At 61.8% G+C, this 18,543-nt stretch carries 18 protein-coding genes and 1 tRNA gene; 7 read left to right on the top strand and 12 right to left on the bottom strand.

The genetic code is table 11. The features are described 5' to 3' along the window. The first annotated feature begins 17 nt into the window (after positions 1-17). A complete protein-coding gene (locus tag BHD06_RS09715; RefSeq protein WP_080456801.1) occupies positions 18-1,415 on the top strand; it encodes a bifunctional enoyl-CoA hydratase/phosphate acetyltransferase in 1,398 nt (465 codons plus the stop codon). Further along, positions 1,412-2,602: an acetate/propionate family kinase gene (locus BHD06_RS09710; protein WP_080456800.1), complete on the top strand. Its 1,191-nt coding sequence runs from the start codon at positions 1,412-1,414 to the stop codon at positions 2,600-2,602. Before BHD06_RS09715 ends, BHD06_RS09710 begins: the two co-directional genes overlap by 4 nt. A gap of 206 nt (positions 2,603-2,808) precedes the next feature. On the opposite strand, the gene BHD06_RS09705 is transcribed toward BHD06_RS09710, so the two are convergent. The 5 genes from BHD06_RS09705 to BHD06_RS09685 form a co-directional block, all read right to left on the bottom strand. Further along, positions 2,809-3,375 (bottom strand): HdeD family acid-resistance protein, encoded by a 567-nt coding sequence (locus BHD06_RS09705; RefSeq protein WP_080456799.1) that lies wholly within the window; start codon positions 3,373-3,375, stop codon positions 2,809-2,811. A gap of 67 nt (positions 3,376-3,442) precedes the next feature. Beyond that, positions 3,443-3,925, bottom strand: a complete 483-nt coding sequence (locus BHD06_RS09700) for a bacterioferritin (RefSeq protein ID WP_080456798.1) — start codon at positions 3,923-3,925, stop codon at positions 3,443-3,445. 55 nt (positions 3,926-3,980) lie between these two features. Continuing rightward, a complete protein-coding gene (locus BHD06_RS09695) occupies positions 3,981-4,556 on the bottom strand; it encodes a hypothetical protein (protein ID WP_080456797.1) in 576 nt (191 codons plus the stop codon). A gap of 89 nt (positions 4,557-4,645) precedes the next feature. Further along, positions 4,646-4,990 carry a chaperone modulator CbpM gene (locus BHD06_RS09690; protein ID WP_080456796.1) on the bottom strand — a complete coding sequence of 115 codons (345 nt, stop codon included), beginning with the start codon at positions 4,988-4,990 and terminating at the stop codon, positions 4,646-4,648. 3 nt (positions 4,991-4,993) lie between these two features. Next, positions 4,994-5,944, bottom strand: a complete 951-nt coding sequence (locus tag BHD06_RS09685; RefSeq protein WP_080456795.1) for a DnaJ C-terminal domain-containing protein — start codon at positions 5,942-5,944, stop codon at positions 4,994-4,996. Positions 5,945-6,262: 318 nt separating this feature from the next. Between BHD06_RS09685 and BHD06_RS09680 the strand changes: the two genes are divergently transcribed. The 3 genes from BHD06_RS09680 to BHD06_RS09670 are packed head-to-tail and all read left to right on the top strand — an operon-like array spanning position 6,263 to position 9,347. Continuing rightward, a complete protein-coding gene (locus tag BHD06_RS09680; protein ID WP_176214324.1) occupies positions 6,263-7,486 on the top strand; it encodes an efflux RND transporter periplasmic adaptor subunit in 1,224 nt (407 codons plus the stop codon). After that, positions 7,483-8,658 (top strand): ABC transporter permease DevC, encoded by a 1,176-nt coding sequence (gene devC / locus BHD06_RS09675; RefSeq protein ID WP_080456793.1) that lies wholly within the window; start codon positions 7,483-7,485, stop codon positions 8,656-8,658. The genes BHD06_RS09680 and devC overlap by 4 nt, the downstream gene beginning before the upstream one ends. Continuing rightward, a complete protein-coding gene (locus BHD06_RS09670; protein WP_080456792.1) occupies positions 8,658-9,347 on the top strand; it encodes an ATP-binding cassette domain-containing protein in 690 nt (229 codons plus the stop codon). Before devC ends, BHD06_RS09670 begins: the two co-directional genes overlap by 1 nt. A gap of 223 nt (positions 9,348-9,570) precedes the next feature. Here the strand turns inward: BHD06_RS09670 and BHD06_RS09665 are convergent. From BHD06_RS09665 to hemA, 7 genes are all read right to left on the bottom strand, one after another. Beyond that, a tRNA-Val gene (locus BHD06_RS09665) sits at positions 9,571-9,645 on the bottom strand. A 19-nt stretch (positions 9,646-9,664) separates the two neighbouring features. Continuing rightward, positions 9,665-10,117: an HU family DNA-binding protein gene (locus BHD06_RS09660; RefSeq protein ID WP_080456878.1), complete on the bottom strand. Its 453-nt coding sequence runs from the start codon at positions 10,115-10,117 to the stop codon at positions 9,665-9,667. 180 nt (positions 10,118-10,297) lie between these two features. Next, positions 10,298-11,641, bottom strand: coding sequence for a DNA-packaging protein (locus BHD06_RS09655; protein WP_080456791.1), 1,344 nt, complete (start codon positions 11,639-11,641; stop codon positions 10,298-10,300). Then, entirely contained in the window at positions 11,568-11,918 is a 351-nt protein-coding gene (locus BHD06_RS09650; protein WP_080456790.1) for a hypothetical protein, read from the bottom strand. The genes BHD06_RS09655 and BHD06_RS09650 overlap by 74 nt, the downstream gene beginning before the upstream one ends. A 221-nt stretch (positions 11,919-12,139) precedes the next feature. Continuing rightward, entirely contained in the window at positions 12,140-13,267 is a 1,128-nt protein-coding gene (gene ispG / locus BHD06_RS09645; protein WP_080456789.1) for a flavodoxin-dependent (E)-4-hydroxy-3-methylbut-2-enyl-diphosphate synthase, read from the bottom strand. Between the two features lie 85 nt (positions 13,268-13,352). Further along, a complete protein-coding gene (locus tag BHD06_RS09640) occupies positions 13,353-14,585 on the bottom strand; it encodes a helix-turn-helix domain-containing protein (protein WP_080456788.1) in 1,233 nt (410 codons plus the stop codon). A gap of 115 nt (positions 14,586-14,700) precedes the next feature. Beyond that, complete coding sequence (gene hemA / locus BHD06_RS09635) at positions 14,701-15,930, bottom strand: 5-aminolevulinate synthase (RefSeq protein ID WP_080456877.1); 1,230 nt, start codon at positions 15,928-15,930, stop codon at positions 14,701-14,703. A gap of 233 nt (positions 15,931-16,163) precedes the next feature. Here hemA and BHD06_RS09630 point away from each other — a divergent pair, with 233 nt between their 5' ends. Together BHD06_RS09630 and BHD06_RS09625 are read left to right on the top strand one after the other, a co-directional pair. After that, positions 16,164-17,552: a M20/M25/M40 family metallo-hydrolase gene (locus BHD06_RS09630; protein WP_080456787.1), complete on the top strand. Its 1,389-nt coding sequence runs from the start codon at positions 16,164-16,166 to the stop codon at positions 17,550-17,552. After that, positions 17,549-18,412, top strand: coding sequence for an alpha/beta fold hydrolase (locus BHD06_RS09625; protein WP_080456786.1), 864 nt, complete (start codon positions 17,549-17,551; stop codon positions 18,410-18,412). Before BHD06_RS09630 ends, BHD06_RS09625 begins: the two co-directional genes overlap by 4 nt. Positions 18,413-18,543 lie beyond the last annotated feature (131 nt).

Here is an 18,543-nt window from a genome sequence, read left to right as displayed (position 1 = left end):
GCGAAAAGGCTCCTGCCATGCAATTCATTGAAAACAAGACCTTCGACGAAATCCAAATCGGCGACTGCGCAGAGCTTACCCGCACGCTGAAACCAGAGGACATCGAATTGTTCGCGGTCATGTCGGGCGATGTGAACCCGGCCCATGTCGATGCCGAATACGCCAGTTCGGATATGTTTCACAAAGTCATCGCTCATGGCATGTGGGGCGGCGCGCTGATTTCCGCCGTTCTCGGGACCGAGCTTCCGGGGCCGGGAACGATCTATCTGAATCAGAATTTCAGCTTTCGACGCCCCGTTGGCCTTGGCGATACGGTGACCATTCGGGTGAGTGTCGCGCAAAAGAGCGCCGAGCACCATCATGTCACTCTCGATTGTGTCTGTACCAATCAGAACGGCGAGACCGTGATCGAAGGCCAGGCAGAGGTAATCGCGCCGACAGAAAAGGTGCGCCGACCTCGTGTTGCCCTGCCCGAGGTGCATCTTCATGAACGCGGCGCTCGCTTCAATGATCTGATCGCGGCAACATCCTCGCTTGCGCCGGTCTCCACGGCTGTGGTCCACCCCTGTGATGCGCTCTCGCTTGAAGGCGCGCTAGAGGCGGGCGCGAAAGGCATGATCGTGCCCGTTCTGGTCGGCCCCAAGGCGAAGATTGAAACCACCGCCGCCGAGATCGGGCGCGAACTGAGCGGTGTTGAAATTGTCGATGCGCCCCACAGTCATGCCGCTGCGGAAACCGCCGTTGCCTTGGCGCGCGCGGGCAAGGTTCATATGTTGATGAAAGGCAAGCTTCACACCGACGAATTGCTGGAACCCGTCGTCAACAAGGACACCGGCCTGCGTACCGAACGGCGGATGAGCCATGTTTTCGTGCTCGATGTTCCAAGCTATCCCAAACCGCTGTTGATCAGCGATGCCGCGATCAACATCTTTCCCGACCTGCAAACCAAAGCCGACATCGTGCAGAACGCCATTGATCTGGCCCTCGCCCTTGGCATCGACGTGCCAAAGGTCGCGGTGCTGTCGGCGGTCGAAACCGTGACGCCAAGCATCCCCTCGACACTCGATGCGGCGGGCCTGTGCAAGATGGCGGAGCGTGGTCAGATCACCGGCGGAGTGATTGACGGGCCGCTGGCCTTTGACAACGCCGTGTCCACATCCGCCGCTGACGCCAAGGGCATTCAGTCGCCGGTCGCCGGTCAGGCAGATATCCTGATCGTTCCCGATCTTGAGGCCGGAAACATGGTAGCCAAGCAACTCATCTATCTGGCCGGGGCAGATGCGGCGGGCCTTGTTCTTGGCGCCCGCATCCCGATCGTGCTGACCAGCCGGGCGGATGGCGTCATGTCGCGCCTCGCCTCGGCCGCGATGGCGCAGCTGTTCGTGCATCACCGCGCGGCCGGGGGCCTGTCGTGACGGGGGTATTTCTGACGCTGAATGCCGGGTCGTCCAGCATTAAGTTTGCGGTATTTGACAGCGATAACCCGTCTACAACGCCGCTGACCAAAGGCACTATTGCGGGGATCGGCGGAACGCCGGTTTTTTCGGCGCGCGATACCGATGGCAATGCTCTTGACGCGGGCGCTATGACCGCGCTTGACGTGGCCTCTGACCACGAGGCAGTGATTGCGCTCTTGCTGCCTTGGCTGGAAAACCATTTCGGGGGGCTGCCGCTTTTGGCGGTCGGGCACCGGGTTGTGCATGGCGGCCAGAACTATCGCGAACCGACATTGGTTTCACCTTCGGTTCTGCAATACTTGGAAACGCTTGTTCCGCTGGCCCCGCTGCATCAACCCCATAACATCGCGGCAATCCGCGCCGTCGCAAAATGGCGACCCGACATTCCCCAGGTCGCCTGTTTCGACACCGGCTTTCACCGCAGCCAGAACCATCTGGCCCAGCTGTTCGCCCTACCCCGTGATCTGACGGACGAGGGGGTGATCCGCTATGGGTTTCACGGGCTTTCCTATGACTATATCGCCAGCATCCTGCCGAACCACCTTGGCGACCGCGCCTCGGGCCGGGTGATCGTGGCGCATCTTGGCAACGGGTCGAGCATGTGCGCGATGAAGGATCGCAAAAGCGTGGCAACCACGATGGGGTTCACCGCCCTCGACGGGTTGATGATGGGGCGCCGCTGCGGGGCGCTTGACCCCGGTGTCGTGCTCTACCTGATGCAGGCCAAGGGCATGGCCGCGCCCGACATCGAAACCCTGCTCTACAAGCACTCCGGTCTTCTGGGGGTGTCGGGCATGACCAACGACATGCAGGTCTTGCAGGACAGCGACAACCCGCACGCCCAAGAGGCCATCGCGCTGTTCTGTTACCGGGCCGCCAGTAGCCTCGCCGGGCTGTTGCCCGCTATCGGAGGGCTGGATGCCCTGGTCTTCACCGCCGGTATCGGTGAGAACTCCGCGCCGATCCGAAAAGCAATCTGCGATCATCTCGGCTGGTTGGGTGTCACGCTCGACGACGCGGCAAACAACAAGAACGTCACTCGCATCAGCGCAGCCCATTCACAGGTCGCGGTCCTCGCCCTGCCGACAAACGAGGAAACCGTTGTTGCCGACGCCTGTCGGGATTTGCTGTCCCGGGTCGGATAGCCGGTTCAATCAGACTGGAGATGAGTGGACGGGCGCCCCGTTGCGGGCAGCTATTGGAGGGTTTTACTATGTTGCCGCGTGCAGCATTTGCTTTGTCCGCTCAAAGACCACGGCATCACGATAATCCGTGAACTCCGGATAATATGCGTGCAAGTCTTGGCCGGTTTTCGCAAACCTTTCGCAAAAATCTACCCGTCACAGGGTGCCTAGATGCCCGGACGAAGAGATCGCGCGATCAACACCAAAGCGGTGCCGGTGCTGACAAAATCAACCCCAACAAATAGACCCAAAATTATCGCCGACGCGTCTGGCAGGGCAAAAAGGATAAAGCCCCCCAAAGCCCCGCTTACAATTGCCGACAATGCGCCCCAGCCCCATCCCGGCGCCGGGCGAGCCCAAAAGGCAAAGGCAAGCTGCGCAATCCCAGTCATCACGAGAACCACAGCAATGATGAGGGTCAACGCAACAAGCCCCTGTAGCGGGTAAGCGAGCATTAACACGCCAATAACACAGGTAATCAGACCTGCGGCCAATTCCCAAACGAACAGTCCCGTCTTGCGCAGAGAAAATGCGCCAACGACTGTCACCAAGCCGCTAACGGCAAGAAGCCAGCCAATCAGAACCTCTATGACCAGAGAACCGAAAAACGGCATGATCAACGCCGCAACCCCCAACACGATCATCACGACCCCGGCCCCGAACATCCCCTTACGCAACTTCGTCAGGATTGTTGGTGGGTCAATATCAAAGAATACGTCCGGCGTTGGTGTCATGAAAAATCCCTCGTGGTGAGGTCGTGCTGCGCTTATTCAGATGCGCAGCACGCGTGTTGCCACCATATTAATCAGCTTCGGTCTCTTTAACCTGCATGGCGATAAATGCGGGCTCTCCCATCCGGTCCAGAAGCGTGAGTTGCAGTTTAAGCCAAGTCATATGTCCTTCTTCGTCCAAAGCCGTCTGTTCAAACAAATCGCGGGTTCCGATGTCACGGGCTTGGTCGGCTTCGCTCGCCGCAGTCGTGTAGAAGTCGAGCGAACTCTTCTCGTCAGCCAAGTCGGCCTCGAACATCGCTTTCAAAGATTTCGCGGCAGTTGGCACCTTGGCCGACTTCAATTCCGGGCTGCCGCCCAGAAACACCATCCGGCGCGAATATGCTTCGGCATGGCCAAGCTCTTCCAACATTTCAGACCGCATTTTCACGGCAAGCTTGTCCAGCCCCCAGCTCTCGGCTGTCAGGATATGCAGCATATATTGGCTTACCGCTGCCAGTTCCATTGAAACCGCTTGCTGAAGATTTTCGAGCGTCTTGGTTGTCTGTGCCATCAGTTTTCCATTCATATTTTTGAGTTTGTATTTTCGGGCAGGGCGTCAGTCGATTTTATTCGCTCCAGTCATGCACATGCACGTCACGCCCAGAATGCCCCTTCAGGATCTTGACCGCGAGGTCTTCCTTCTCTTTGTCGCCAGTGCGAACCCAGAGCAGGATACCGCCCTGGCGGATTTGATCGGCGTAGTAATCCTTGTGGTGCTTATCCACACGACGAGCCAGCAAGGCGCCGATGACCCCGGCAGGCCCGCCACCAATCGCGATAGCGGCAATCGAAGCGGCCAAAGTGCTGAGCGGTGTCAGCATGGCCGCCATGGCAATATAAGATCCCAGGAAAAAGAACCCGCCTGCAATCGCCCCTACAAGTTCGCCCATTGCTTCTTCTGAAACAAATGCGGCGCGGGGGGCATCGGGGTTATCTTCAAGATCCGCGGCCTGCCAATAGGCAGAGCCAAGCTTTTCCGTCATCGCCTCCTTGCTGCCCAACAGGCTGATGTCATAGCGGCTGAACCCCGACATCCGCAGATCGTAGATCGCGGCTTGCAGGGTCTCAAAGCTGTCAAATACGCCGACGGCCTCGGGGAGGTTGATATAGGTCGAATGATGCGGCTTCGGGTCAGTGGTCATGGTCTACCTCGCAGATTTTCCATGATACCTTAAGACCGCCAGTCCAATTGCGGATTGACTCACATCAAACTGCAAACATGCACCCCGGATTATTCGTCGGGCCCCGGCATTCGGATCGGATAGCGAGAATCGTGTTCCAAAAGCTGCAAATGCCGTTTCAGCCGCGCGTTCTCATCGACCAGCGACAGCACCAGCGCGACCCCAGGCATGTTAAGCCGCAAATCCGCCTGAAGACGTTGCACCTTGCGCACGATTGTTATGCTGGTGCTTTCAAATCGCCACCGGGTGCGGGTTTCGCCCTCGGGCTCCAGAATGCCCTCCTCCACCAGGTCGATGACCCATTCTGCGGATGATCCGCAAATACGGCACAGGTCAATGAGGGTCAGGCGTTCCACCACTTCGCTTGCGGGCACCAATGCATTTGATTCAGGCATCTTTTATCCTCCCAATCTCGCGCGCGGATCGAAATCTATCTCGCGGGCCATCTGTTCGTAAAGCGCGCGGGCTTTCTCGCTTTCAATTGGCGGGATGACGATCTTGAGCACCGCATAGAGATCACCGGGGCGTTTGCCCGGAATACCGCGCCCCTTCAGGCGAAGCTTTTTGCCGGCCTGCGCGTGTTTCGGCACCGTCAACTCTACCCCGCCGCTTGGGGTTGGCACGCTGATACGGCCACCAAGCGCGGCCTCCCACGGGGTGATCGGCAGATCCATGTAGACGTCCCTGCCCTCGACGCGGTACGCCGGGTCTTCCTTGATGGCGACCTCAAGAAACAGATCCCCCGGCTTGCCACCGCCAAACCCCGGCGCGCCCTTGCCCGCAAGGCGAATATGCTGCCCTTCGGCGACACCTTTCGGGATGGCGACCCGGATCGAGCGTTCCTGCAGCACCACATGGCCGCTTGCATCAAGTTCCGGGGCGCGCAGCGTAAAGTCGCGCGATCCGCCCTCATAGGCCTCTTTCAGGTCGATCACGATCTTGGCGTGATGATCCTGCCCCGGTGCCCTGAACTGACGCTCCGAGCGCATATTGGGTGACGCCCGGCCCTGACGCGCAAAAAGCTCGTCAAAGAACGACCCGAAGTCACTGGGGTCGGCCTCGGTATAACCACCGCCGGAAAACTCGAAACCTTCATCCCAGTCGGGGGGCGGGCGAAACGCCTGCCCCTCTTTCCAGTTGGCGCCGAGTTGATCATAGGCGGCGCGCTTTTCCGGGTCTTGCAGAACTTCATAGGCTTCGCCCACATCCTTGAAGCTCTGTTCTGCATCGGCCCCGGCATTCACATCCGGGTGATACTTGCGCACCAGTTTGCGATAGGCGCGCTTGATCTCGTCTTGGCTCGCCGTCCGCTCGACACCCAGAACCTTGTAGTAATCCTTGTAGTCCATTTCTCTTTGATCCTCGGCTGATGCCTATCAGGCCGCCCGAGTGACAAGCACTCTCTCAATCTGCGTCCACTTTACGACCGTCCGACCATTCCCGCGCCAAGCACCCAAGGTCGCTGACAGGATCGGCCTGCGTCTGAGACTGACATGCCAGAAATTGACGCTGGAAAAATTGATCCAACGCAAAGCGCGCGCAAACGTCGCGCGGTCAGGGCCCGTTCCCGCAGACAATCGTCTTTCCGGGCGGTCTTTCAGCCCTTTATGATGTAAAATTAGGAAATTCGACAAAACCCGTTTCCGATCCAGCTTGAAAGAATGACCATGACTTCCGACTCCGCCGACAAACCGCCCGCGCTTCCGCTGGAAGACAACGGGCTTGCGTCGACCTCGCCAAAACAGAGATCCCGGAAAACCGGGCGGAGCCGCCTGTTGCTGATCCCGGTGTTGATGCTTGCGCTGTTTACCGGCGCGGTCATCGGGATGTATTTCCAGCCTCCGGGCCTCAGGGTGTTCTTCAAGGCAACAGGGCTTGAGCCGGGGGCCGGCACGAATACCCCGATTGCCGTCGCGATTCAGCAGGTGACGACCCAACAGCAGGTTGCGGTGGTCAGTGACGGCGATGTGGTGGCCCTGGGCCGGATCATCCCGCGTGGCGATATCATCAGCGTGGCCACACCATCGGGCGCCGGCGACGCCCGCATCGCCGAGATCAGGGTTGCGGAGGGTGACGAGGTCGAGGCCAATGAAATCCTGGCCGTTCTCGACAACCTCCCGCAACTTCAAAGCGCGATTTCCTCTGCCGAAGCAACGCTGCGCGTGCGCCAGGCGACGCTGACCCAGACCCGCGCATCGAACCGGGCCAGCCTGGCCGAGGCCCAGGCATCGCTGGAGCGCGCCGAGGCCACGGCAATAGCGGCCCGCGCCGATCTTGCGCGCATGACCTCGCTTTTCGAACGTGGGGTGACGACACGTGCGCAATTTGACCAGATCGTTGCGACGGCCACCGAAGCAGAGCGCGATGTGGAGCGCGCCCGCGCCACGCTTTCGCGCTATGCGACCGGCTCAGAGGCCATTCAGGCCGACATTGCCGTGGCCGAGGCCAATCTGGATGCCGCCCGCGCAGAACTGGCGCGCGCGCGTCAGGATCTGGAACGCGCCTATGTCCGGGCGCCCGATCGTGGCCGGGTGCTCGACATCAAGGTGCGGGCCGGCGAACGCCCGCCGAGCGACGGGATCATCGACCTTGGCGACACCTCGCAGATGACCGTAGAGGCCGAGGTCTATCAGACTATGATCGGCCGCGTGACCATCGGCGATCCGGTGACAGTCTCGGCCAAGGCCCTGGCACAGCCCCTGACCGGCATCGTCTCGGCCATCGGCCTTAAAATCGGGCGCCAGTCGATCACCTCGGACGATCCGGCCAGCAACACCGACGCGCGGGTCGTGGATGTTATCGTCGTGCTGGATGCCGCGTCGTCAGAGCAGGCGCGCAACCTGACCAATCTTGAGGCGATCGTGCGGATCGACGCGGGCCGGGCGCAATGAGCAGGCTGCTGACCTTGCTCTTTGGGCGTCTGCCCATCGGCTGGTTGCAGCTGTCGCACAACCGGGGCCGCTTGCTTGCCGCGGTGTCCGGCGTGGCCTTTGCCAATCTGCTTGTTTTCATGCAACTCGGGATCATGGGCGCGCTGAATGGGTCGACCCTTGCGCCCTATGCGCTCTTGAATACCGACATCATTTTGTCCTCGCAGGAGGGCAACACCCTGACCGATAGCGAGCATATCGCCCGCGTGCACATGTTTCAGGCGCTCGGCGTCGCTGGTGTTGCAGACGCCACACCGCTTTACATCGGCGACCTGCCTTTCACGCTCGACGACGGAACATCGGTTGCCTTGCTGACCTTCGGTGTGGACGTCACACAGCCCAGCTTCGTCTCGCCCGCCGTCGCCGCATCTCTGGAGCGGCTGACCATCGAGAACACTGTCCTGCTCGATGAAGATACCCGAGGCATGCCGGCCCCGGTGCTCGAAAGCCTGTCGAGCGGGGCCAGCTATTCCTTCGAGGCAATGGGCGAAACCCTTACCGCCATCGCCACCATGACAGTCGGCGGCGGGTTTCTGGCGGACGGTATGCTGGTGACCTCAGACCAGACGTTTCTTCGTGTCTTTCCAACGCGATACAGCGGTGCGCCCGATCACATTCTTTTGCGGATCGACGATGGCGTCTCTGCCGATACCGTGGCCACACGCCTGCGCGCCGCGCTGCCCTCTGCAAGCGTCAGGGTCCAGACCACGCAAGGCGCGAAATCCGCCGATCTGGCGTTCATGTCGTCAGAGCGCCCGACCGGCATCATCTTCGGCTTTGGCGTATTCATGGGCATTCTCGTCGGGCTTGTCATCGTCTATCAGGTGCTGTCCACCGATGTGGCCGACCACCTGCGCGAATATGCAACCTTCAAGGCCATGGGATACGGGCAGACATTCTTTCTGGGCATCGTCTTTGAAGAGGCCATCGTTCTGGCCGTCTTCGGGTTCATTCCCGGATTTTTCGTCTCGATGGGGCTTTATGCCGGGTTGGTGGCGGTGACGGGCCTGCCGGTCAGCATGGAGGCCAGCCGGGCGATATTCGTCTTTCTGGGAACATTGGCCGCCTGCACGCTGTCGGGGGCCATCGCGACACGGCGGCTGGCGAACGCCGATCCGGCGGACCTGTTTTGATGACGGGTTCACCAATCGAGGTGCGCGGCCTCAACCATTTCTTTGGAACCGGAGAGGCGCGCAAGCAAGCCATCTTCGATATCAACCTGTCGATTGCCCGTGGCAGTCTGACCATCCTCATGGGGCCATCCGGGTCCGGCAAGACCACGCTTCTTACGCTGATCGGGGCGCTGCGTGACATCCAGGAGGGAAGTGTCGTGCTGCTGGATCACGAGCTGCGCGGGGCCCCCGAGGCGGAACTGGTGGCGCTGCGCCGTCGGCTGGGGTTCATCTTTCAGGCTCACAACCTGCATGAAAGCCTGACCGCCACCCAGAACGTCCTGATGGGCCTTGAGGTGCATGGCAAGGGCAATGCCGCGAAACAACGCATCGCCAGCCATCACATGCTTGATCTGCTCGGCCTTGCGGCTCGCCGGGATTATTTTCCAGCCAACCTGTCGGGCGGGCAGAAACAGCGGGTCGCGGTAGCGCGCGCCCTTGTATCGAACCCCGAGATCGTTCTTGCGGATGAACCCACGGCGGCGCTGGACAAGGCCTCGGGTCATACCGTGGTTGAAATGCTCAAATCACTGGGAAAAACGCGGGGGACAACCACGGTCATGGTCACCCATGATGCGCGTATTCTGGAAATGGCGGACAGGATCATCACGCTGGAAGACGGGCGCGTTGTCACGGACAAGAGCCAATAAGGTATCGCGCAGTCTGACAGGTCAGGCCCGGTGCAGGGCAAGACTGGGATAGAGCTTGCCCGGCGACTCGAACACCACCGGCACGCAGCGGCGCGTTGTAGGTCGGCTGTGCGATGCCGTTTGTGCGGGCCTATCCGGTCCGAAGCAAAGGTTCGTTGCACCCACGCGCACCTTGGACTTTGGCACGACTACGATGCCAAAGTATTATTCATCACGGGCGTGATGGTGGGTGATAAGAGATTCGAACTCCTGACATCTTCGATGTGAACGAAGCGCTCTACCACTGAGCTAATCACCCGTTGCGGCGGCTTTTAGCCTCACTCCGCGCGCTCTGCAACCTCATCTTTCATGTCGATGTCATTCTCTGTTCCCGCATCCTCGGGAAGCACATTACCGCCCTGTTTGGACTGTCGAATCTTGGCCACGATGATGCGGGCCCGCGCGCCTTCCTTGATCCGGTTGAACTTGACCTTGCCCAAAGGCGGCAGATTGAGCTCGCGACCTTCGGCCAGCGCCTCGCCGAGAACCTCAAGCATCGCCTCAAGCGCAGGCTTGGCGAATTTCTTGCGGATCTCGGAGCGCTGGACCACCTTGTCCAAAAGCTCCTGCTTTTTCATCTCGGGGCCTGCGCTCGTCGGAGATGTCTCGGTCACAATCACCGCAGGCTCGGGCGCGCTGGCACGGGCTCGGGGCTGCCCTTTGCGCGGCGCGGACTTGCTGGTTGTCTTGACGCCTGTCTTGGGTTTGCTCGGTGTTCTGCTGGTTGCCATGATCTGCCTCGAAATCTCCATCCGGGCCGGTATTGTCCCAAATATGGAAACACGCTAGCGCGAGATCGCGGACATTACCAGCCGCAGTTGACGGGCGCAGCCGCATGCCTCCGGTGTCGCCCAGCGTTTCAAAGCGGCCAATCCGGGTGGCACGGCAACCGCCCCCCGCGCGGGATCGCATCACACCGCCCGCACGCTTGGCCGCCGCCATTTGGCCCCAGGTTCCACGATCAACTCGGTCAGTGCCCAGACCAGCGCATCGACACGGTCGGGGCTGCCCTTTCCCTCATAGCCGCGCGCGGTCATCGCGCACATCTGATCCTCCAGCGGCCCGAGGCCCCGCAGGTGATGAACCCGACCCTGTTCGTAAAGCGCCGCCACCGGCTCGGCGCGCGCGACCTTGCCCCGGCTGGCATGCACCGAACGGAATGGCACCAACGGATCGACCTGCCGGATCACCTGTTCGACCAGATCGCCGCCCTGGTTGACCTCGGCCACCAGCCGTTCGGCACCCCATTGCTCCATCGCGCGAATGGCGGCCCTGGCCCAGCTTGCGGGGCTTGCCGCGCGCACGCTCGCATCAGCCAGCACATAGGCGCGCCAATCCTGCACCGGGCCGCGCGTGACCGCCCCCACCACCACGATACCGCATTCGTCCGAGCCCGCATGCCCGGTCACCGGCGGATCGACCGCCACCACGATCCGGTCCATATCGGGTGTGACCTCGACCCGGCCTGCCTCCAGCATCGCGGGCGTCCAGAGCGCATCCTCGGCGGCATCGACCAGCACCCCGTCCAGTTCCTGCCGCCCCAGCCGCGTGCCCGCATAACGCGCGCGCACCTCTTCGAGAAAGCCTTCGGCCAGATAGGCCGCATTGGCCTCGGTCGGCGCACTCGTCACCACCGTGCTCGGGGCCGCCAGAATATCCTTGAGCACGCCGACATTGCGCGGCGTCGTCGTCACGCAGACGCGCGGATCATTCCCCAGCCGCAGCCCGAATTGCAGCATGTCCCAGGTCTCGCGCGCCTTCTTCCACTTGGCCAGCTCATCCACCCAGGCCCCGTCGAATTGCGGCCCGCGCAGCCCCTCGGGATCATGCGCCGAAAACGCCTGCGCGATCGCCCCGTTGGGCCAGACAAGCCGCTTGCGCGTGGCCTGCCATTCGGGCCGACGGTCGGGCGGGGAACAGGCCATGATCCCGCTCTCGCCAAAGATCATCACCTCGCGCACCTGATCAATGGTCTCGCCCAGAAGCGCCAGCCGCTTGCAGCGGCCTTCATCAAGCGGTCGCGACCCCTCGACCTGCGCGCGCACCCATTCCGCCCCGGCCCGCGTCTTGCCCGCACCGCGCCCTCCCATGATCACCCAAGCGCGCCAGTCACCCTCGGGCGCCAACTGATGTTCCAGCGCCCAGAACTCGAAGATATACGGCAGCGCCAGCAATTCCCCCTCAGTCAGTGCATCTAGGAACTGGTCCTGAACATCTTGCCCTTCTGAGACGATCCATGCGGCACCCGATCTCATCCCGGGCGGCGTCGAAATCAATGGCGTATCCGTGGACGATTCCACGCTCGTGTCGTTTGCGTTTGTCAAGTTGCGCCTCCGCTTCAATCGCGATCTTCAGCCATTGCCGGATCTCGGCGGTGGCCTTGGTCGCGTTCTTCAGTTCGTCGAGTTCCCCGGACTTGATCCGGTGATAGAGGTCCTCCAGTTCCTGACGCATATCCGCCAATTGACCCTCCAGCGCGTTGATGGAGGTGGTCAGGCCCGAAGGCCCCTCATCGGGGGTGATCAAAACCATGCGTGCTCATGCCTCGTGTGGTTGTCTGATGCTGTTGCTGCGTGCCTCCGCCCGCCCGACATGAAAAAACGGCCTCCGGGGTCACCCCCGGGGCCGCTCGCCCAATTCGTCCAGCATGCCACAACCTCTACGCGAGAGCGTGCGCAGCGTCAATTAAGATCACCCGCCAAGCGCCCGCTATCATTACGTTTTGTTAATCTTCAGCAAGGGACGGGCCCGATCTATTCCGCCGCCTGCGTCGCGGTTTCTGCCTCGATCTCGGCGGCGCGTTTCTCGACCTGTTCGACGATGTGCTCGATCATCTGCGCGTTGTCCATGCGGTGGCTCTGCTTGCCCGCCAGATAGACCATGCCGTTGCCCGCCCCGCCGCCGGTAAATCCGACATCGGTCATCAACGCCTCGCCGGGGCCATTCACCACGCAGCCAATGATGCTCAGGCTCATCGGCGTCTTGATATGCTCCAGCCGCTCTTCCAGTGCCTCGACGGTCTTGATGACGTCAAAGCCCTGCCGCGCGCAGGACGGGCAGGAGATGATGTTAACGCCGCGATGCCGCAGCCCGAGGGATTTCAGGATCTCGTAGCCGACCTTGACCTCCTCGACCGGGTCGGCAGAGAGCGACACGCGAACCGTATCTCCAATGCCCATCCACAGCAGGTTGCCGAGGCCGATCGCGCTCTTGATCGTGCCCGAGGTCAGCCCCCCCGCCTCGGTGATCCCGAGGTGTATGGGCGCATCCGTGGCCTCGGCCAGTTGCTGATAGGCGGCGGCAGCCATGAACACGTCCGACGCCTTCACGCTGATCTTGAATTCGTGGAAATCGTTGTCCTGCAGAATGCGGATATGCTCCAGCCCCGACTCGACCATCGCATCGGGGCACGGCTCGCCATACTTGTCCAGCAGGTGCTTTTCCAACGACCCGGCATTCACCCCGATCCGCATCGAGCAGCCATGATCGCGCGCCGCCGAGATCACCTCGCGCACGCGGCGCTCATCGCCGATATTGCCCGGGTTGATCCGCAGACAGGCCGCCCCCGCCTCGGCTGCCTCGATGCCGCGTTTGTAGTGAAAATGGATATCCGCCACGATCGGCACAGGGCTTTCGCGCACGATCTCCCTCAGCGCCTTCGACGACGGCTCATCCGGCACCGAGACGCGAACGATATCGGCGCCTGCCTCTGCAGCGGCCTGCACCTGAGCCACCGTGCCCGCCACATCGGTGGTCAGCGTATTGGTCATGGTCTGTACGGAAATCGGCGCGTCGCCGCCCACGGGGACATTGCCCACCATGATCTGACGGCATTTGCGGCGATAGATATTGCGCCACGGGCGGATATGGTTGAGCGACATCGCTTTGGCCCCGTTAGGTCTGAGAGTGGCTTTCCAGGCTACAGATAATACGCCAGGGCCCTCGGGGCAATCACGCGATGAGCCTTCAGTCCTGTGCGGCAGGCTCCGAGATCAACTCGGCCACGTATTGCATCAGGTCCTGATCTGCCTCGATATCGGCCACGGCATAGCGCTCTGTCAGGGCCTCGGGTGTGAGTGCGAGGTTTGAGGTAACCGAGCCGCGCGCTCCGGCAGGCCCGTAATGTTGCCCGCTGACCGCAAAATAGACAGCCCCGGATTCGCCAACCCGCAGGGTCGGCGGCTCTTCGGTGGCGGGTACTTCGTAACTGTCTCCGGCATTCATGATGCCTTCGAAAATCACGCTGCCATCGGCGGCACGCACCCGCACCCACGACGGGCGCACCGCCACGACCTGCAATTCCGGGGGGGCATCGGCCACGACCTTGGGTGTCGCGGGGGCTTCGGCGTCCAGACCCTGCGCCTCGCGCAGGGCCAGTTCGATCCCGCTTGCGCGATCGGCCTCGGGCGTCTGCGGGCTGAACGTGCCCACCTCGCGCGGGTCAAGCGTGGAAATTGGCGCGTCGCGCGCAACCATCACCGGAACATCCAGCGCCTTGGGGCGATAAAGACGGCTCAGGCGCTCGTCCCGCGGCGGTTGAAAGACGCCAGCGGCATCGCCCGCATCCGCCATCGCCTCGTCCCGCGTCACCGCCGCCCCGCTCAGCGGATCGAGATCGGCCAGCACGATAGGCGTGTTCTCCACCGGTGCAAGCTGTACCTGCTGCACCTGGCGCAGCACACTCCAGCCACCGTAGCCGATGGCGCCGATCAGCGCGACGAGCACCAGCGCCGATCCGATGGCACCGGGCTCGATCCGCGCCAGAAAACTTTCCGAGGCCGGCAGGAACGGCGTGTTCGGCATCATCAGAGGATCGTCGTTGCGCGGCTTGCGCAGCGGGGCCTTGCCCGGCTTGCGGACCGAGGACGCCTCTGCCGACATGCCATGCGCGATGGAAAAGCCAGACTCGGCGCAAAACGTCTTGAATGCCTGATCAGGGTCCATGCCCAGGTAGCGTGCATAGGAGCGCACATAGCCGGGAATGAAACCGGGGGTGTCAAAGGCCGTGGGGTCGCAATTCTCGATCGCGGCCACGTAATTGGCCCGGATCCGCAACTCCCGTTCCACATCCAGAAGGGACTTGCCGAGCGTGGCGCGTTCGCCCCGCATCAGGTCACCCAGGCGCAATTCGAAAGCGTCAAAGCCGCGCATGTCAGCCTCATTCAATTCGACATTGCGCGAAAAACGCCGCCCGATCATGCGTTCTGTGCCTCTTGCGTGTCCCTTGGCCCCATACGAATCTCACGATTCGACCATAGGCCTTATCTTTAGGTCAGATTAGCACAGCGCAAGGTTTTTTGCACGTCCGCTTGCGTCACCCGGCCATTTCGGCGCGATTTAGCGCGCAGTGCGACCAAAGAGCGTCTATCGCGCGCACAAGCGCGTCCATTTCGTCGGGTCCGTGCACCGGCGAGGGAGTGAATCGCAGCCGCTCAGTGCCACGCGGGACAGTGGGGAAGTTGATCGGCTGCACGTAGATGCCATAACCCTCGAGCAGCATGTCCGACAGTTTCTTGGTATGCACCGGGTCGCCGACGATCACCGGCACGATATGACTGCCATGATCAATAAGCGGCATGCCCAGACCCTTGAGCCGGGTCTTGAGGATCTTCGCCTGCGTCTGATGCTGCTCGCGCAGCTTTTGCCCCTCTGCGGTCTTCAGAAACGCCACCGAGGCCGACGCACCCGCCGCCAGTGTCGGTGCCAGCGATGTCGAGAAGATGAAGCCCGGCGCGTAACTTCTTACAGCATCGCACATTTTTGTGCTCGCCGCGATATAGCCGCCCATCACGCCATAGGCCTTTGCCAGCGTGCCGTTGATGATGTCCAGACGATGCATCAGCCGGTCCCGCTCGCAAATACCTGCGCCGCGCGGGCCGTACATGCCCACCGCATGCACCTCGTCGATATAGGTCAGCGCGCCGAACTCGTCCGCGAGATCACAGATCGCCTCGATAGGGCCGAAATCACCATCCATCGAATAGACGCTCTCGAACGCGATCAGCTTGGGCGCGTGCGCGTCGTCCGCCGCCATCAACTCGCGCAGATGCTCGACATCATTGTGCCGGAATATCCGCTTGGCCCCGCCATTGCGGCGCACCCCCTCGATCATGCTGGCATGGTTCAGCGCGTCGGAATAGATGATCAGGCCGGGGAACAGCTTGGGCAGCGTGCTCAGCGTCGCGTCATTGGCAATATAGGCCGAGGTGAAGAGCAGCGCCGCCTCCTTGCCATGCAGGTCGGCAAGCTCCGCCTCCAGCTGCTTGTGATAGACCGTGGTGCCGGAGATATTGCGCGTGCCGCCAGACCCGGCCCCAGTGGCGTCAATCGCCTCGTGCATCGCCGCCAGTACGACCCGATGCTGCCCCATGCCGAGATAATCATTGCCACACCAGACCGTGATCGGCTGCTCGTTACCATCCGGCTTGCGCCAGGTGGCGTGCGGGAAATTGCCGTTTTTCCGCTCGATATCGATGAAGGTGCGATAGCGCCCTTCATCGTGCAGACGTTCGATCGCTTTATCCAGCTTGGCCGCGTAATCCACTGGCAGGTCCTTCCCTTCGGCGCCCACGGGCAGCCTTGGCCACCGCTTGGGGTCTTTGGCAGCGTGTTCCACGCTACTTATTCAATATTTGGAATGCATATAATACACATCCCTTTCACACAACAGGCTACAAATTGCCGCCCCCACCTTCCTTGACCTCGGTCAAGTGCTGGACAGTGCCGCGCGGCCTGATACCCTCGCCACAATACATAGACCAGACTCAAAGGCCAGCCATGTCCCTTTCCGCCGTTCTCACCCGCATCGACGACCAGTTGCCCTCAGCCCTCGACCGGCTGTCGGGGTTGCTTCGCATCCCCTCAATCTCCACCGACCCAGCCTATAACGCAGAATGCAATGCGGCGGCGGACTGGCTGGTCAAAGATCTGCAAAGCCTTGGTGTAAAAGCAGAAAAACGCCCCACATCGGGCCGCCCTATGGTCGTGGGCCATGTCGATGGGCCGGATGGCGCCACCGGCCCGCACCTGCTGTTCTATGGCCATTACGATGTGCAGCCGGTCGACCCGCTCGACCTGTGGCATACTGACCCGTTCACCCCTGAAATCCAGGACACGCCCCACGGAAAAGTGATCCGCGCACGCGGTGCCTCGGATGACAAAGGCCAATTGATGACCTTTGTCGAGGCCTGCCGCGCCTACAAGGACGTGACCGGCACCCTGCCCTGCCGCATCACCTTCTTCTTCGAGGGCGAGGAAGAATCAGGCTCACCTTCGCTCATCCCTTTCATGCGCGACAACGCGGACGAACTCACCGCCGATCTGGCGCTGATCTGCGACACCTCGATGGTCGCCCCCGGCGTGCCTTCCATCGCCTCGCAACTGCGCGGCATGCTCAAGGATGAATTCACCATTACCGGCCCGCACATCGACCTGCATTCGGGCCACTACGGTGGCCCCGCCCTCAACCCCTTGCGCGAAATATCCCGCCTTATCGCGTCCTTCCATGACGATCAGGGCCGCGTTGCGGTCGAGGGTTTTTACGAGGGCGTCCACGAGGTGCCCGCCGACTTGCTTCGCCAATGGGAGAACTGCGGTTTCGACGAACACGACTACCTTTCCTCGGTCGGCATGACGCGTGCGCATGGCGAGGCGGGCTACTCCACACTGGTCCAGCAATGGGCGCGCCCGACGCTGGAGATCAACGGCCTCTGGGGCGGCTATCAGGGGGCCGGCACCAAGACCGTCATCCCAAGCGAGGCGCATTGCAAACTGACCTGCCGCCTCGTCGGTGACATGGACCCCGACACGTTGCGCAGCAAGATCCGCAAACATGTCGAAGACCGGCTGTCCCCCGACGCGAAAGTGACCTGGAACCAGGATCTCGACGGCTCCCCTGCCGCCGTGATGAACACCGGCCGCCCCGAATTCGAGGCCGCGCGTCAGGCGCTGTCGGACGAGTGGGACCGCGAGGCGGTGCTCACCGGCATGGGCGGCTCCATCCCCATCGCGGGATATTTCAAGGAGATTCTCGGGCTGGATGGGATGCTCATCGGCTTCGCGCAGGAGGATGACGCCATCCACTCTCCCAACGAGAAGTACAATGTGTCGAGCTTTCACAAGGGCATCAGGTCATGGGCACGGGTGCTTGACGCGCTCGCCGGATGATCCCCGGCTTCACCGACCACCACACTGGCCCCCTCGCCTACAGCATCGGCGGCGAGGGCCCGCCGCTTCTGCTCCTGCACGGCTTTCCGCAGACCCGCGCCATGTGGGCGCGGATTGCGCCTGTGCTGGCGCAAACCCATACCGTGATCTGCCCCGACCTGCCGGGCTATGGTGCGTCAAACAAGCCGCAAGACCTCGCCGCCTACAGCTTCCGCGCCATGGCGCGCGCGATGCTGGCACTAATGGACAGCCTCGGCCACGCAACCTTTGATCTTGTCGGTCATGATCGCGGCGCGCGGGTGGCGCATCGGTTGACGCTCGACGCGCCCGACCGCGTGACGACCCTCACCCTGATGGACATCATCCCCACCCATACGCTGCTCTCGGACCTGCGCTGGCAGGTGGCCAAATCCTACTATCACTGGTTCTTTCTCGCCCAGCCCGAACCCTTTCCCGACACCATGATCGCCGCCGACCCGGACCGCTATTTCCAGTCCTGCCTGCTTGGCTGGGGCGGCGCGCAATTGTCGGATTTCGACGCGCGCCAACTCTCGCAATATCGCGCCGCCTGGCGCGACCCGGACGTGATTCGCGGCATGTGCAACGATTACCGTGCCACGCTCACCCTCGACATCGCCGATGACGAGGCGGACTCCGAGGCGCAAATTTCCTGCCCCGCGCTCGTCCTCTTCGGGGCCTCCGGAGCCATGGCCGAGCACTTCGACGTGGCCGCCACATGGGCACCGAAATGCCGCCATATGCAGGCCCAGGCGATCCCCGGCGGGCACTTTTTCCCGGACACCGACGCCACCGCGACCTGCGCCGCCCTACAGTCGTTTTTGACCGCGCGCGCGCGTTGAATAAGGCGAAAAGCGACACGCGCAACTCTCCTGAAAACCAGTATATGCCATGTTTTTTCAACGGCTTACGAGTCCCATTTGACAACGCGGTCAGTTCGCGACAGGCTCAAAGGGATAGGTTATTTGCAGGG

This window comes from Roseovarius sp. A-2 (genome assembly GCF_002072155.1).
In the GTDB taxonomy this organism is placed as follows: Bacteria; Pseudomonadota; Alphaproteobacteria; order Rhodobacterales; family Rhodobacteraceae; genus Roseovarius.
This window is presented reverse-complemented; position numbering and strand designations above follow the sequence as displayed.

Excerpts from the sequence above, each read along its gene's own strand:
- BHD06_RS09715 (WP_080456801.1), top strand. The coding sequence starts at position 18 with ATGCAATTCATTGAAAACAAGACCTTCGACGAAATCCAAATCGGCGAC.
- BHD06_RS09705 (WP_080456799.1), bottom strand. The coding sequence starts at position 3,375 with ATGACACCAACGCCGGACGTATTCTTTGATATTGACCCACCAACAATC.
- BHD06_RS09700 (WP_080456798.1), bottom strand. The coding sequence starts at position 3,925 with ATGGCACAGACAACCAAGACGCTCGAAAATCTTCAGCAAGCGGTTTCA.
- BHD06_RS09695 (WP_080456797.1), bottom strand. The coding sequence starts at position 4,556 with ATGACCACTGACCCGAAGCCGCATCATTCGACCTATATCAACCTCCCC.
- BHD06_RS09690 (WP_080456796.1), bottom strand. The coding sequence starts at position 4,990 with ATGCCTGAATCAAATGCATTGGTGCCCGCAAGCGAAGTGGTGGAACGC.
- BHD06_RS09685 (WP_080456795.1), bottom strand. The coding sequence starts at position 5,944 with ATGGACTACAAGGATTACTACAAGGTTCTGGGTGTCGAGCGGACGGCG.
- BHD06_RS09680 (WP_176214324.1), top strand. The coding sequence starts at position 6,263 with ATGACTTCCGACTCCGCCGACAAACCGCCCGCGCTTCCGCTGGAAGAC.
- devC (WP_080456793.1), top strand. The coding sequence starts at position 7,483 with ATGAGCAGGCTGCTGACCTTGCTCTTTGGGCGTCTGCCCATCGGCTGG.
- BHD06_RS09670 (WP_080456792.1), top strand. The coding sequence starts at position 8,658 with ATGACGGGTTCACCAATCGAGGTGCGCGGCCTCAACCATTTCTTTGGA.
- BHD06_RS09660 (WP_080456878.1), bottom strand. The coding sequence starts at position 10,117 with ATGGCAACCAGCAGAACACCGAGCAAACCCAAGACAGGCGTCAAGACA.
- BHD06_RS09655 (WP_080456791.1), bottom strand. The coding sequence starts at position 11,641 with ATGAGATCGGGTGCCGCATGGATCGTCTCAGAAGGGCAAGATGTTCAG.
- BHD06_RS09650 (WP_080456790.1), bottom strand. The coding sequence starts at position 11,918 with ATGGTTTTGATCACCCCCGATGAGGGGCCTTCGGGCCTGACCACCTCC.
- ispG (WP_080456789.1), bottom strand. The coding sequence starts at position 13,267 with ATGTCGCTCAACCATATCCGCCCGTGGCGCAATATCTATCGCCGCAAA.
- BHD06_RS09640 (WP_080456788.1), bottom strand. The coding sequence starts at position 14,585 with ATGATCGGGCGGCGTTTTTCGCGCAATGTCGAATTGAATGAGGCTGAC.
- BHD06_RS09630 (WP_080456787.1), top strand. The coding sequence starts at position 16,164 with ATGTCCCTTTCCGCCGTTCTCACCCGCATCGACGACCAGTTGCCCTCA.
- BHD06_RS09625 (WP_080456786.1), top strand. The coding sequence starts at position 17,549 with ATGATCCCCGGCTTCACCGACCACCACACTGGCCCCCTCGCCTACAGC.